General features: G+C 60.3%; 21 protein-coding genes. 17 read left to right on the forward strand and 4 right to left on the reverse strand.

What is annotated here, in order from left to right; genetic code table 11:
• Positions 1–514: 514 nt before the first annotated feature.
• From HEP74_RS00260 to HEP74_RS00285, 6 genes are all read left to right on the forward strand, one after another.
• Positions 515–1,084, forward strand: coding sequence for a hypothetical protein (locus HEP74_RS00260; RefSeq protein ID WP_185814679.1), 570 nt, complete (start codon positions 515–517; stop codon positions 1,082–1,084).
• A gap of 94 nt (positions 1,085–1,178) precedes the next feature.
• On the forward strand, positions 1,179–1,631 hold the full coding sequence (locus HEP74_RS00265; protein ID WP_185814680.1) for a hypothetical protein: 453 nt from the start codon (positions 1,179–1,181) through the stop codon (positions 1,629–1,631).
• A gap of 331 nt (positions 1,632–1,962) precedes the next feature.
• Positions 1,963–2,397 carry a hypothetical protein gene (locus HEP74_RS00270; RefSeq protein ID WP_185814681.1) on the forward strand — a complete coding sequence of 145 codons (435 nt, stop codon included), beginning with the start codon at positions 1,963–1,965 and terminating at the stop codon, positions 2,395–2,397.
• Positions 2,398–2,693: 296 nt separating this feature from the next.
• Positions 2,694–2,984 (forward strand): hypothetical protein, encoded by a 291-nt coding sequence (locus tag HEP74_RS00275; RefSeq protein WP_185814682.1) that lies wholly within the window; start codon positions 2,694–2,696, stop codon positions 2,982–2,984.
• A 909-nt stretch (positions 2,985–3,893) separates the two neighbouring features.
• On the forward strand, positions 3,894–4,142 hold the full coding sequence (locus tag HEP74_RS00280) for a SymE family type I addiction module toxin (protein ID WP_343203495.1): 249 nt from the start codon (positions 3,894–3,896) through the stop codon (positions 4,140–4,142).
• Between the two features lie 152 nt (positions 4,143–4,294).
• Positions 4,295–4,738: a lysozyme inhibitor LprI family protein gene (locus HEP74_RS00285; RefSeq protein ID WP_185814684.1), complete on the forward strand. Its 444-nt coding sequence runs from the start codon at positions 4,295–4,297 to the stop codon at positions 4,736–4,738.
• A 69-nt stretch (positions 4,739–4,807) separates the two neighbouring features.
• Here HEP74_RS00285 and HEP74_RS00290 read toward each other — a convergent pair whose 3' ends face one another.
• Complete coding sequence (locus HEP74_RS00290) at positions 4,808–4,987, reverse strand: hypothetical protein (RefSeq protein WP_221893146.1); 180 nt, start codon at positions 4,985–4,987, stop codon at positions 4,808–4,810.
• An 18-nt stretch (positions 4,988–5,005) separates the two neighbouring features.
• Positions 5,006–5,434, reverse strand: coding sequence for a Dabb family protein (locus HEP74_RS00295; protein ID WP_185814686.1), 429 nt, complete (start codon positions 5,432–5,434; stop codon positions 5,006–5,008).
• A 155-nt stretch (positions 5,435–5,589) separates the two neighbouring features.
• On the opposite strand from HEP74_RS00295, the gene HEP74_RS00300 reads away from it, so the two are divergent.
• The 4 genes from HEP74_RS00300 to HEP74_RS00315 all read left to right on the forward strand — a co-directional run bounded on the left by HEP74_RS00300 (position 5,590) and on the right by HEP74_RS00315 (position 7,607).
• Complete coding sequence (locus tag HEP74_RS00300) at positions 5,590–5,835, forward strand: hypothetical protein (RefSeq protein WP_185814687.1); 246 nt, start codon at positions 5,590–5,592, stop codon at positions 5,833–5,835.
• A 116-nt stretch (positions 5,836–5,951) separates the two neighbouring features.
• A complete protein-coding gene (locus HEP74_RS00305; protein WP_185814688.1) occupies positions 5,952–6,350 on the forward strand; it encodes a DUF4431 domain-containing protein in 399 nt (132 codons plus the stop codon).
• 176 nt (positions 6,351–6,526) lie between these two features.
• Positions 6,527–6,937, forward strand: a complete 411-nt coding sequence (locus HEP74_RS00310; RefSeq protein WP_185814689.1) for a pentapeptide repeat-containing protein — start codon at positions 6,527–6,529, stop codon at positions 6,935–6,937.
• Positions 6,938–7,220: 283 nt separating this feature from the next.
• Positions 7,221–7,607, forward strand: coding sequence for a hypothetical protein (locus HEP74_RS00315; protein ID WP_185814690.1), 387 nt, complete (start codon positions 7,221–7,223; stop codon positions 7,605–7,607).
• Positions 7,608–7,654: 47 nt separating this feature from the next.
• Here HEP74_RS00315 and HEP74_RS00320 read toward each other — a convergent pair whose 3' ends face one another.
• Positions 7,655–8,335: a hypothetical protein gene (locus tag HEP74_RS00320; RefSeq protein WP_185814691.1), complete on the reverse strand. Its 681-nt coding sequence runs from the start codon at positions 8,333–8,335 to the stop codon at positions 7,655–7,657.
• Positions 8,336–8,550: 215 nt separating this feature from the next.
• Between HEP74_RS00320 and HEP74_RS00325 the strand changes: the two genes are divergently transcribed.
• The 7 genes from HEP74_RS00325 (at position 8,551) to HEP74_RS00355 (ending at position 12,591) form a co-directional block, all read left to right on the forward strand.
• A complete protein-coding gene (locus tag HEP74_RS00325; protein WP_185814692.1) occupies positions 8,551–9,063 on the forward strand; it encodes a hypothetical protein in 513 nt (170 codons plus the stop codon).
• 65 nt (positions 9,064–9,128) lie between these two features.
• Positions 9,129–9,566, forward strand: a complete 438-nt coding sequence (locus HEP74_RS00330) for a hypothetical protein (protein WP_185816764.1) — start codon at positions 9,129–9,131, stop codon at positions 9,564–9,566.
• Positions 9,563–9,958, forward strand: a complete 396-nt coding sequence (locus HEP74_RS00335) for a VOC family protein (RefSeq protein ID WP_185814693.1) — start codon at positions 9,563–9,565, stop codon at positions 9,956–9,958. The genes HEP74_RS00330 and HEP74_RS00335 overlap by 4 nt, the downstream gene beginning before the upstream one ends.
• 260 nt (positions 9,959–10,218) lie before the next feature.
• Complete coding sequence (locus HEP74_RS00340) at positions 10,219–10,614, forward strand: hypothetical protein (RefSeq protein ID WP_185814694.1); 396 nt, start codon at positions 10,219–10,221, stop codon at positions 10,612–10,614.
• A 231-nt stretch (positions 10,615–10,845) separates the two neighbouring features.
• Positions 10,846–11,127, forward strand: coding sequence for a hypothetical protein (locus HEP74_RS00345; protein WP_185814695.1), 282 nt, complete (start codon positions 10,846–10,848; stop codon positions 11,125–11,127).
• Positions 11,128–11,612: 485 nt separating this feature from the next.
• Positions 11,613–12,017 (forward strand): Na+:solute symporter, encoded by a 405-nt coding sequence (locus HEP74_RS00350; protein WP_185814696.1) that lies wholly within the window; start codon positions 11,613–11,615, stop codon positions 12,015–12,017.
• 163 nt (positions 12,018–12,180) lie between these two features.
• Positions 12,181–12,591: a hypothetical protein gene (locus HEP74_RS00355; RefSeq protein WP_185814697.1), complete on the forward strand. Its 411-nt coding sequence runs from the start codon at positions 12,181–12,183 to the stop codon at positions 12,589–12,591.
• A gap of 86 nt (positions 12,592–12,677) precedes the next feature.
• Here the strand turns inward: HEP74_RS00355 and HEP74_RS00360 are convergent, their stop codons facing one another.
• The gene (locus HEP74_RS00360) at positions 12,678–13,439 is read right to left on the reverse strand and encodes an OBAP family protein (RefSeq protein WP_185814698.1); all 762 of its coding nucleotides are present in this window, start codon (positions 13,437–13,439) and stop codon (positions 12,678–12,680) included.
• Positions 13,440–13,697 lie beyond the last annotated feature (258 nt).

The following is a 13,697-nucleotide window of genomic DNA, read 5'->3' on the forward strand; positions in this document are numbered from 1 at the left end:
GGGGAGGCGTTTGGGATGCTCTTGGCACGTTGGGCCGCGGGCGAAAGGGACCGAGAGACTGCTCTTCGACTGTTCTTCTTAAGCTGGTACTGCAACGCTGAGCCAGCATTCCTCACCGGGCTGCCCACGGAGCACGCCGCCGCCGCTCTCTGCCTGGAAATCTTTGCGGCCCTTGGCGGCGCTGGCACTACCGACCCAGAGATCTGTTTTGTTGTTGGCCTTATGGCTGATCTCTTCCCATGGTGCTTAGGAGACGAGGGATATTGGGCGGAGGTAGGCCGCACCCTTACAAGTCGTGCCACTAAGCTCCAGCCAGGCAGGCCTCCCCGGGCAGTCTTTGAGGGTCGCGGCGCATATGGCCAGTACTTTTCCCACATGCTCTCTGCACGGGCAGGCAGCTAACAATTCATTCAAGCCGAACTTGCTTCGTTACGGCAAAAGCGTGGCGTAAAAAACCTGCCACGCTTTGCCTCCACTATGCAAGTCGGCCTAATTCAGGCGTTAGGCGCTACCCATGATCACCGCTGATCGAGCAAGAGAAACAGTTCTAAGACTCTGCGAGAGCGACTCTGAGGAAAGATTCGCCATTCAATCCTGCGAGCTATCTCCTCGCGGCGACTACTGGGTCGTCCGATGCAATAGTGAGGAGTACATTGTTCATGGATTTTTCGGTAGCTGCTATGTCGGCGTGAGCGCGTACCTTGTCAATGCCTCGTCGGGCCATGTTGAGATTGTAGGCAGTGGCCAATCTTGGCAACAGTATCTCCAAGATAAGTACGATCTTGAGGTAGCAAATGGCGCCCATTACATAATCAGGCCAACCTTTGATCGGACCGATAAGACTGCTTTTGTAAACTTGCGCAAGCGGCTAGAACGGTCGCTGCAGGAATCAATCCGCCTTGTCTCTCCCGAGAACAATCATTGGCTTACCGGAAGACTTCGACCTCTCGAGAATGCGCGAGAATTGCTGAAAGAGAAAGGCATTAGCGTAGATGTTGTACTACGCAAAGATACATCTGGCGCAATCGAGATCAATGAAAGCGATTTGCACTGGGATGCGCTCAAATCCACTATACGTGCCTAACAATTCATTCAGGCCGACCGCCGGAATCTGGTCGATTCAGTAGCTACCGCCGTCGGCCGGCGGCGGCTCAACTCAAGCGTTAGGCGCTCACCAAATGTCATCTCGTAGCGAGGTATATGAAGCAGCAGGCAGAGCCTTAGAATCCTCTCAACTTTTCGAATTTGAGTTGGGGACGGCACTGCTAGCTTTGGATGCGCTAGAGAGCAATGGGTTCATCAGGCAAAGCTCGGACGCATACTCCAGGCTGCGGACTGCTGTTGATGGACTTACGCTCGGGAAATCTCTTAAACGTATAAAAGGTCGTCTAGCACTTGATGAGGACCTTGAGTCCATCTTTCAAGAGGCGTTAGATGCTCGCAACTTTCTGGCGCATCACTTGTTCAAGCGCAATAGCTTGGCAATTCTTGAGCCCGATGGCCGTATGGAGCTTGTGTCTGAGATTGCAATCGTTTCGAGTAAGGTTAAATCCGCTTATGCCGCAGCTCAAGGCATTGCGCATGCGCTGGCCACTAAAGCAGTACAGGCTGCGAATGACGCACGTGCCTAACAATTCATTCAAGCCGAGCCCGCATCGTTACGGCAATGAGCGAACAGTTGATCGGGCGGACCGGCTTAATTCAGGCGTTAAAGGAACAAAGGGGACGGAGGGAATTAAGCGACAAGTCCCTATTGGTTGTCGCGCCAGTGTCTCGATACACTTCGTCCGGCTGGGAGGTTCGGCCGAATGTTGTGCGCGCGGGCAGCCAAGGGTGACGGGGACTAGAGAATTAATTTCCTCCGGCCCCTTTTAGGGATTGACGGCGTTCAACCACTCAGCGAGGATTGCATTATTCCGTGTTTAGGCGGTCCAATAGTAGTTTGGGATCAAAGGAGAGCTCATGGAAACTGCTGCGATGCGCCTCGTATTCGAGAAGGCTCTCGAGGTCATGGTCAAGTCCACCCCAATAATCGGCCCCGTCGCTGGCGTACTGATCGAGTCTGCTCGCGACACAGAAGCTGCGAGTCAGGGCAATGACATTGCCGCCCTAGTGAATGAGGCTAAGAGACAGGAACTGTCTTTACACATGGCGAAGATGCAAGCCCAAGTCGCGCAAGAGCTTGCCATTGCGCACCGCATCGAAAATGCCGTCGAGGTGGAAATCGAGGAGTACTACGAAGGCAGTGGTAAGGGCGGGCTATCCGGGGCCGCCAACGCCGAAGGGGGCTCAGTCTTTCTCGGCGGAGAGGGGCGCAAGGTTGTCAAACGGGTCTATCGGTTCACCGGCGCCACAGGGGCCGCGAGTCCGTCGAACAAAGGGGACGGAGGGAATTAAGCGACAAGTTTCTATTGGTTGTCGCGCCAGTGTCTCGATACACTTCGTCCGGCTGGAAGATTCGGCCGAATGTTGTGCGAGTGGGCAGCTAAAGGGGGAGGGGATAAGAGAATTAATTCCCTCCTTCCCCTTCTTGTTCCTTGGCATCCCCAGGCCAGCTTGGAGTTCCGTGCAGTCCAGCCGATACCCGGACAGGCTGTGAGCGGAGCTTCGGGTTTCACTGGGCTGAACGAACACGCTCGCGACTGACGCAAACACTGGCCGGAATCAAACAGTAAATCCAGGGCTATAACCCAATGAGCGCTCCCCGCAAGATCATTTTGCACTCAATACAAGGCTATCGAACCGATCTCGAACCGTTGGTTGCCGACTGGATTCGCGAGGGAGTTAAGTACGTCGGCGTTATTGGTGTAGATGCCACCCGGATCGAGGAAGCGATTGATGATCTGTGCACTGGCGACGGCTCGAACCCCTACTTCATGCTTACCGCCTCTCATGGCCAAGGCGAGACTCTCGCTGACGCCGTCTTTCTGGCTGAGCAGTTGTCGGACGGCTTTGACGGTCCTTTAACTGTGGTCGAATTCTAAGACACTTACACTACAGATTCCGGTAGCGGGGAAAGGTTCACTTTCACTTTTTCTCCAGCGCCTTTTGAACAACCAAAGTCAGGGTGCAAATTTCTTAGACGTAAGCCTGTGGGAGAAATTTAATGAGTCTTCATACAATCTTGCAAACTGCTAACCTCGGTGACGAGCCTCTCCATATTGATGACATCGGTGATCGAGTCCTAGCCATTTTGGATCGTGATGGCATACATCACGACCTGCTCTCTGATCTAAGGGAATCTTTCAACACAGGAGAGAGTGTTTGCGGTGTCCATTCGGAGTACCTGCTACGCCTACTTGAAGCTGTAGCAGCTATAGCACCTCAGTACCATTTTGAGGTTCGGTGCTTTGGTGAGGAGTTTAGACATACATGGATTCGTGAGTTCTCTGGAGGAAGGACCATTTTTGAGGCTGGCCCTTGGGAGTACGAGTAGGCGGGAACGCGGGGGGTCAGAGTGCAATTTTCTCCGTACCGGTAACCCTAGAAAGTTCACTCTGACCAAAATTCTTTAATCGCTCCGTTTTCTACTTGACATTCGGTGAAGCCAGTAGCAATCTTCAACTCAAGGAGCGTAGAAACTCCTCGAACAGCGGTACCCACCTCCGACAAACCGGTGGGTTTTTTGTGCCTGATACTTCAGGTACAACCGGCGCGATGCCTACGTCGGGAGGGCGGCTAATACAACACCCTTCGGGGAAATACGCCCGCCGTCTGTTCGCGGTTTCTAACCTCCCGACATCCCGTCGCCAGTCGGCGGCGGGTTTCTGGCCGTCAAGGAGGGCTTCGCCATGCATCCACCGTCATCCCGTCCCGCTCCTGCGCGCAAGCGTGCCACGCGCAAGGCAACCTGCTGCCCGAACTGGACCATCGTCGATTCGGAGCTCATTACCATGCTGACGCCCGAACAGATCGCCGCGGCCGACGCCGCCGATCTCGCCCGCCAGCAACGCGCCCCGCGCCGCACCCGCTCACCGCAGCACTGCACCGTCGGCTGCGGCCATGCCGCCAACGGCAAGCGCATGCCCGCGCTGCGCCTGGCCGGCCGCTGGATGGAGGAACTGGGCTTCGCCATCGGCAAGAAGCTGCACGTGCGCGTACGCGACGGCGAACTGGTGGTGAGTCTGGCCACCGAGGATTGAATCGGTACGCTTCCTGCAACCGACTTGCCTGGATACTATCTAAGGTACCCTCACCTGCATCCTGGCCGGCCGACGGCGGATGGGACGATCCAGCTCATCCATCCGATCAGACGCGTTCTTTAAACCCCTTGGCCCATCGAGGTTTGTACTGCATGAAAACAGCAACCAAGATACTCGTCCTCTGCCTTGCCCTTCTTGTTAACGGGCAAGCACTGGCCTATGAAAGCACCGCTCAGGTCATCAAACGTCAAGCGCCCAAGGGAATTACCAATGCGTTCTATGGATGCATTGAAAAAGCAGAATCAGACAATATTGCGCTTGCCGCATGCCAATCGGCGGAGAAGAAGAAACAAGACGCGCGATTGAATGCTGCGTATAAGTCGCTGCTCAGCAAGCTACGTGACACGTCCAAGGAAAACCTGGTTCGCGCCGAGCGCGCCTGGCTCGAGCTCCACGGCATCAGCGAGGCCTTTGAGTCGTCGCTGTATGGCAGCGAAAGCGTGAGCAGCTTTCAAGTCATGCAGAACGAAATTTTCCGTCTCTGCGAGCGCGCCAACACGCTTGAAGGATATCTGTCTGTCGCAGACGATCGGTAGCCACACCAGACCGCCTCGATCCGGTTGCCCCGACGCGCGCATCATCAAGCTTCCGAGCACAGGCTCCCGTCATTCAACCGCGAACCCCGCAATACGGCCTGTCTCGTCCAGCCGGACCGTATAGCCGATGAACGCAACCGGGCCGAACTCGGCCACGTAGCGGTACAGCGTTGCCTTTTCGCCCTGGCGTGTGCCCTTGAACACCATGGCGGTCGGTGCGCCATACCAAAGGATGGGGGCAGAGTGCACTTCCTAATTGCAAACGAGCTACGGCGCGGCGGCCTTGACGTCGTACACGACCACGCGCTGCCACAGATGCTCGCAATCGGCGACGAACTGCTTGTGGATGGGATGGACCTGATAGGCGTTCTGTCCGGCGACATCGTCGAAGAACAGGAGTTCCGAGGCGCTGTAGCTGCCATCGACGACGCCGCGCTGTTCGGTCTCCGCCGGCACGCCGATGTGGATGCCGCGCACGGTGTCGATGTCGGCCAACGTTCGCAAACCGGCTAGCAGCTTGGCTAGATCCTCTTTGGAATCCGGATTCTTCAGCCAGAAGAACACGTGGTGCACGACCGGCGGAAACGCTGCCTTGTTGGCTGACGTGGACGTGGCCGCGCGGGAGCCGGCGGCCACGACACCGGCGGCCAAGGCGGTGGCGGCAACGATGAGATCTCGGCGCGTGCGATCGGTCATGATCCAGGCCCTCCAGTTCATAGTCTGCTGGCCTGTGAGTATAGGATGGCAAGAACGTGCTCAGGTTCACTTGAGAGGAAGTCAGCCTGACACCGCTCCCTGCGTCTATCCTTGACGGCCCACAGCTGGTCGAGGATCGCTCCAATCAATCGCCCATGAGCACCTTCCAATTCCAACCGCGCTGGAAAGAAGAACTGGTCTGCACCGGCCCGGGTGGCGCGTTCGTGCTGGATTTCACGATGGGCGTGCCGACCGTGTTCGCGCCCACCGAGCACGCCTGGGCGCAGAGCGCGCCGGCGTGGGCGCACGCGCTATGGCCGGTGTTCAAGGCCGAGCTGGAGGCCTGGTGCCAGGCGCATGACGTGCAGTTCTTCCTGGACGGAACGGCGAAGTGCTACTGAACGGCGGCTGGAAGCGCCGATAGCAGGGTCCAGATCAGAAGCAACGCAGCAAGCGGACGTTGGCGGCTTGGTATCCTGGCCTTCCACTGCAGCCAAGTTACTAAGCGCGCACACTCATGCTTCGACATTTCGCTTGTCTGTTTGCCTTGCTCCTCGCGGCATCCACTGCTGCGAATGCCCAGTGCCTGCCAGGTCAGCCGTCGGTGGTTCGGCTCACCGGCGTACTTGAGCGCGTCACGTTCGCAGGCCCACCCAACTACGAGAGTGTCCAGAACGGCGACGCACCCGAAACCTATTTCGTCCTGCGACTGCCGGCGCCGGTATGCGTACTCGATTCGGATCAAAGCGCAATCTCGGCCAACCGCCTGCAACTGTTATTGGAGCCGGAGCAATACAAGCTATTCCGGCCTCGGCTCGGCAAGCGCATCACGCTGCCAGGCGAACTGTGGCCGGCTGAAACCGGTCACCACCACACGCCGCTGATGTTTACGCCGGCGCGTGGGAAGACGGACTGACGATTCGTCCAAATCGCCCTAGATACTATTTATATCTTGTCAGCCAACACTGAGGATCTATGGCCACTAGACAAAGCTATGAAGCATCTTGCCTACGCCTGCAGCCGAGCTACTTGGAACCCGGCGATGTTCCGCCCGTTCGCGACCATCTCCCGCAATACGATGACGAGGAGCCAATGGGCGTCAACTTCTTTCGGACGGCGATAGACGGGGAAGATCTCAGCAATCTGACCTTGCCGCGTACGTTCTTTGGTCGCTCCGAGATCAGCAACGTCTCTTTTCAGAACACCGATCTTTCGGAGTCTAACCTTTGCTGGAATGAGTTCATCCAGGTAGATTTTTCATCGGCACGGCTGACGCTGAGTGATCTGCGTGCATCCGTCTTTACCAACACGTCGTTTCAATCTACCGACCTGAGCGGATCGGATCTTCGCCGCTCCTCGTTTGAGAATTGCATCTTTACGGATGCCCTGATGGCCGGCACTGTCCTCACTCTCGCGCAAGGCAAAATTCTGCCGCTGTCGGATCGGCAGCGAGCGGAAATTGCCTGGGCAGACACGGACGGGGACGAGCCGGACGGTGGTTAAAGGTGAGCGGAGCTTCACTGCAGCCAGTCATCCCCTCGGACGAGCCGACATCGCCTTCCCGTAGGCGCGCTTCGCCGTGTCCCTTTTTGGTCGCTGCACGGAGACTGCCGCAACGGAGGCGCTGCGCTCGACCGCCATGACTAGGCCGATATGACTTGCGACCGGTCATGAGGCAGCCCTGGGCATTTCGATGATTGACGGCCGTCGGAGCCTCGGCGAGGATCGTGCCGTGCCGCGCTTGCTCGGCTGATAGAGGGTCAGGCGCCTCACGGGGGACGCATTCATGGACGTACGCACCGTTTGGGAAATCATCTCCTACGCTTGGACCGAGATCGGGATCGACGAGACCGAATGCCAGGCGCTGGTGCAAAAGGGTGGTATCGGCGTGGGTGATCTGGACGAGGTCGACCGGCTGTTCTACAGGGACATCTGCGCATCCTTCGCGGTGGACGCTTTTCTTGTCTTTCCATTGATGCTGTGGATGCTGATGCCAGACTGGGGCTACAGCGACAAGTACCTGCGAAACCGCATCGCCCGCTGGTATGGCCGCCCTTACTGGGTCCACTTCCTCAACCCCCTACGGGTGCTGGGTTATCCCGTGGCGCTATGCTTCGCCTGGAGCTACCGCGCGAAGCTTCGTCGCGCGGTGCACGTAACGACGGTGGCCTGACGGCGAATGTAAGGCGGTACGTCCGTGGTCACTACTTAGCCGCAACCTCACCGCCGAGCCGTCTCCCGCCAATAGACCCCACCGAAGCTGACCTTCGCGCCACCGCACTGCAGGTTGTCCGCGACCACCAGCAGGTCGCCGAGCAGGTGCAGGCGCACCGTGCACTCGTCCTCGCTGACTTCCACTCGGTTGCCTTCCGGATAACCGCGCGCGGCGACGGCGCCTATATGCGGGCCGCCAGGTACTTGCTCCGGATCCGGGTTGGCGCTGGGCCAGTAGGCATCGCCGGTGACGGTGACGCTGCCGTCGCCGTTGGCGGTCAATTGCAGTTCGTTGTCGCCATCGTGCCAGTGGCCGTTCCAGGCCCGCGGCGTCGGCTGGGCCGCGCTCGGCAACGGCTGCACGCTGGCCTGCGCGACCCAGCCAGTGCTGTCGCCGGCCTTGTTGGGATAGAACGCGCAGGCAAAGCCGCCGCGCCGCTGCGCCAGGACCAGGACATCGCCCTTGACCACATAGGCGCGCTGCCGGCAGGCGGCTTCGCCCTTGCCCGGGCAGCCGTCGCTGCCGTCGAGCAGGTACAACCGCGGCACTGCCACCTTGGCGAGCGCGAACCCGGCCTGGCTGTCGGTGAACAGGCTAACGCGGCAGGTGTCCGCATCGGCGTCGTCCGGCGCGGCATGCGCCAGTGCCGGTATCGCCAACAAGAGGAACAGCCAAGCTCTGTGCATCTCGATCACTCCAAGGGTGTGGCGATAGTGTGGGCCAATGGCGGCGACTTGGTGCGCGCGACGACCGCGCTCATGCGTTCCAGCGGCACGCCGGCCTGGGGCCTTCGGGCAAGAGACCTGAGAACCTATCGAAAGGTCCGAGCGCCCGCTCCCGTTCGGCGACCGAAGCCCCTACAATCCCGCCCATTCAATCCGCGCAGGCACGAGGAAACGTCATGGAAGAAGATCCCGGCGGCATCGACAAGGAACACGGCCATCCCCGCGCACTCCAGATCATTCCGGACGAATTCTTCTGGGATTGCACGGACGAGCTTGCTCCGTTCGGCTCCGACGAAGGAGATACCGCCCTTCACGAGTACCGCGAATGGCGCAAGCAACATCCGGGTGAACCGCTCGAGGCATGCATCATCTGGACGATCGAGTCGGTCGGCGAGATGGAGGTGTCCGAGTATTCCGACGCCATCTTCAACGAGTCCACGGTACGCCAGCAGATCGAAGATCCCGATTTCGACGATCAGCAGTACATCTTCACCACCGACGTTTCGGTACTGGCGACGGCATTCGGCCAACTCGCCGATGAGGGCACGATCGATGCTTCGGCCAAGCCTTACGCGGCCCGCGCGCTCAAGCGCCAAGCGGTCTGGGCCAGGCTCCAGGCCGATTGGGGGTACACGGACGAATATCTCCACAAGCTTTCGCGGCTGCAGGCAGCGCTGGATGCTGCCTGACGCCATGCCGGCCTAGGCCGCTTGCGGCTCGGTCAACCTCACGCATCGCAGCGAACGCATAGCCCATGACGACCGACGACACCTGCCTTGCCGCCCGCCAGACGATGGCCAGCATGCGCGACCGCATCGACGGCGATGCGGCGCTCAAGCTGACCCTGGAAGGGATGATCGCCGTCGAAGAAGCGCATTTCCCCGACCGCACGACATATGAGGCGATGGCGCATATCGAGGAGTGCGCGGCATGCCAGCGTTGGAGCGCCAGCTGGATGGACGCCCAGTTTCCCGAGCGCGTGACGCATCGCGAACGGCTGAGCAAGTACTGCTGCATCCACATGTTCTCAGCTGCGACGCATCCCGATGCCGAGGTGCGATTCGCGTTCGAGATGTTCAGGGGCGAGGATGCATGCTGGTCGATCAACGAGCAGTATGCGTTTGCGCGATTCTGCCCATGGTGCGGCCAGGAGCTGCCCAACCGAGCCTTCGAACCGGAGCCGACTGCATGAGTACCTCCCATCCCGTCCATGCCCTCACCGTGATCTACGCCCGGGACATCGAGCGGGTCGCCGAGTTCTACAGGAACACGCTCTCGCTCGCGCTTGTGGAACAGGACGACGCGTTCGTGGTGGTGGGGAATCCCCACTACGAAATCGCGGTGGTCCGCATGGCGAGCGACAGGGCACCCGCTCCCGCACCTGGGCCGCTCCACGTGAGAACCGGGACGCCAATCAAATGCTCGTTCCTGGTGGAGAATCTGGAGCATGCCCGGTCCGCCGCCGAGTCCAGCGGCGGCGCGTTCAAGCCGCTCGCCTCCGCGTGGCGCTGGCGCGATCAATTGCATTTGGATGGCCATGATCCGGAAGGCAATGTCGTGCAGGTGCGCGTCATCGCGACCTGACGATTTGCAGGGCGAGAAGCAGTGGGCAGCATGCCATGCCATCGTGGGGGGATGCGTCCATAATCGTGGTAATCCGTATGCAGCGCTGGCAAGTCTTTTCTCGGCCAAGGCATCAGCAACACCGTGATGCCTTGGCATACTGAGGCTTGCTGTCGTAAGTGGCTGTCCAGTACAGGATATTCTTGAGACCGCTCAATGAGATTGGGCAATGCGCTTAGCCAGCCAGCCGTGTGCCAACACTTAACTCCGGATTGAGCAACATGCAGCGACGCCTTCCTGTCCTTGGAGTAGCAACCCTCACGGCATGCGCTGCAGGATTTCTGCTGTTCGGCTATTCCCCGGCGCCCTGCGCTTGCGAGACGCCATGGCAACTTGTGTACGCCGCGTCTGGGCTGCCATTCGATCAGCCCTACACGGCCTATAGCGCACAGCAGGTGGAGCAAGGCCTGAACCGCCATCTTGCAGGATCAGCCGTGCTCGGTTCGGACGACTACTTCTTCGACGCTTGCAAAGAAACGGCTTCGCAGCATCTTCGGTGTGTCGTAGGCACGGAGCAATCGGTGCTGAGGCAATCAGGCTTCGTCATCGATATGGACGTGGACGCGCACGGAGGATTCGACCATGCCCATGTGACATCCTATTCCACGTGGCGCTAGACGACTTTTCTGGGCGATAGAGTCCAGTGCCAGAACGCCATCCATCCTCAGTCGAAAGGAGAGACCATGCGTGCGCTTGCAGGGACGCTTCTGGTATCGGCCGCACGTCTCCCGTTATCCACGGCATCGAGCCTGTCGTCGATGTCGCCACGCGCGAGGATCCGGTTCGAAGGCACGCCGCCCGATGGTTGGGGTGGATGATATCTACCACTCGACAACACAGGCAGTCACATGCCACGAAAGCGCGCATTGGCGGAAGCAGAGGCCGGAAAGCTCATTTCCTCCATCCAGAAGGAATGGGGAAAAGACACCGGGACCGCACAGGCCAAAATTTCCGAACACGTCATGGAATCCGCGCACACGCTGCTGCAGGCTGCGCATGGCGATCGTCTGGAAGAGGCGCTTGGGGGCAGGTCGGTCCTGGACTACTTGGGCGCGCTTTGGGTAAAGCGTCATCCGTCCGTGCTTCCCGCGATATATGCACTTGAGGCGGCGCGTTTCAAACGGTCATAGAAGATGGCCACGCCGAGTTCAGCAACCCCTTTTCGCAGAAAAACCTATTCAACAGCAGGCGAATGACCAATGCAGGCTCGGACAAAAACGCTGTGGAGCGCGCTGGGATGGAGTCTGATCGTCCTGGCCACTGCACTGGGGCTGCTAGCGACCTATTGGTGCTGGATTCTCAGGGATGGTCTCGGACCTGATGCGGTAGAGTCGACCGGTTATGCTGCCGTGGTCGCTGCGGCAACCGGCGGATGGCATCTGCTGGTGCCTGGACTGGTTGTCGGATGTGGGGGCATCCTGTGCTTGTGTAGAAGAGCGCCCTGAGATTGAATTGAAGTGGGCCGCTTCGCCGCTCCAAAAGGCAGGACCGACGCCTCTCAGTCGAGCCTGGCCGTAACGTAACCATGATCCAAAACCACGCTGGGTTTGCAGTTCCGAACTTCATCCCAAGCCGCTTCCACTTTGCGGATCGGCCCGCACCAGGCGTAACGTTCATGCTGATCAATCGCGGTCGCGCAGTGACTTATGGCCTCGTCGCCATCCTTGGCATCATGGCCCTGCAAGCTTTCAATAGCTTCGCCTGCTATCGGCACGGCTTGCGGGAATTTCTTGCCGCATTGGGGATGTTCCTGCTCGTTCCCTTGCTGCCGCCGATCATCGCGCTGGCGACGGCCAATCCGTTGCGGGCAGCCGGCGGCTGCCTTCTGTTTGCGCCATGGCTGGGGCTGGCGTACTACAGCGACTGCGTGCGCCCATACACCGGCGGTGGGGCGTCGATGATCTATGTCGCGGTCCTTTTCTGGGGGACGCCGAGCTCGATCCTTGGCGTGCTCGTGACCGGTCCCATCACGCGTATGCTTGGAATTTCCGTGGCGGACGCAGGCGCGAACGCACGCTAGCTCCTCGAGGTTTCGTATGTCGGACACCTTTACGCAGGTCGTCAAGCATCCACCGGCATGTCGCTAGGCGCACAGGCTCCTGAAGCCGCCGTTTCCCGGCAACGCGCGGCGGTCATGCAGCTCCCGTATCCTTGCCCGCCTCTGCCGTCCACGGATACACCCCATGTCGCTGCGCACCCTGTTCTTGTTCGCCTGCCTGTCGCTCGGCGCGGCGCCGTTGGCGCAGGCGCAGCCGCACTGCCTGCCCTATGGCCCGATCAAGGTCACGCTGTCCGGCAAGTTGGAGCGGCACGTAAAGGCAGCGCCGGCCAGCGCAGCTGCTGCGGCCGACGCTGACGGCGAGGTGCTCATGCTGCCGACGCCAGTGTGCGTAGCAGCTTCGGCCGCCGGACGGGCGCCGCGCCATGACGATGTGCGCCGCCTGCGCCTGGCGCTGAGCAAGCAGCAGGCGGCACATCTGGAAGAAGAAGGCGCCGGGCAGATCGTGCGCGTCACCGGCATGTTGTCTGAGGTGGCAGCCGGTCAGGAAGCGCCTGCGTTGTTGCTGACGGTGGTGGGTATCGATAGCGACTGAGCCGTTTGCTCATCCGCTGCATGCGATCGCGCAAGCCGCCCGTCTTCGACGTTCGCTGCAGCTCGGGAAGGGCGGATCGGGCACCGCTAGGGATGCTGCGTCCGCGCATCCGATACGCCGGGGATCGGTGTGGCCTCGGGAAATGCCGGGCGCAACAGGTCCACGCCTTCCTGCGGCTTTGCCAGCGTGGTGAGGTCCTTGCGATCGGCGCGCAGCTCGGCGGCGCTGTGTGCGGCGACCTGGTCGCGACGTGCCTGCAGTGACGGCTGCAGCTCGCCGTCGCGGTTGAACGACCAGGCCAGCATCGCCTCGCCGGTCGGCATCGCGTCGCCTGGACCGGCGCCGTCGCGGGTATGCCAGGTATGCCACGTCTTACCGTAGCTATTCATCTTGCTCCGCATCAGTTCCTTTTCCGCCGCCAGCGGCAAGCCGGGCGCAGACAGCTGGCCGGACAGGATCTCGCCGTTGTGCGGATGCCAGTAGCCGCGTTCTTCGGGAGACAGGCGCTGGAACAGGGTTTCGGAAATGATGTACTCCACGCCGGTCAGGTTGGCCTGCGCGCTGTCGCCGTCGAACAGGGCGCATTGCGCGAAGTCTTCGTTGACCTGGCGGCAGAAGTGGTGCGCTTCCATCTGCTGGTGCGGGTGCTCCTTCATCGGGTGGAAGCCGACCAGGTGGATGTCGAGTTTGGCCAGCGGGCCGTTGCCCTGCAGCGCCTTGGCGCCGGCTTCGAGCATGTCGGTCTTAGCAGTTTCTTCGGCGCCGGGCGGGTGCGTGGCCGGGCCGGTGTCGTCGCGCGAGCAGGCGGCGAGGGCGAGCAGCAGTGGGGCCAGCAGGGTGGTGCGCATGCGGGGTCTCCAGCGAGGCGGCACGATCGTGTACTGATCGAGCATCGGCCGGCGTGGGTGAAACGTCCGTCGCCGCCGTGTCGTCGCCAGGTCGCGAGCGCGTCCAGAGTCCGTAATAACACGCATGCTGCGGCCGTGCCGGCCACGCGGCGTCGATACCGCTCAACCGGCCGCCTTGCAACCGGGATGCAACACAGATGACATATCGTGCCGCGCTACGCCATCCAATGGCGGGCCGTCGCGAGCTGCTGCGCAAGC

It is taken from the genome of Xanthomonas sp. SS, from assembly GCF_014236835.1.
Classification (GTDB): Bacteria; Pseudomonadota; Gammaproteobacteria; order Xanthomonadales; family Xanthomonadaceae; genus Xanthomonas_A.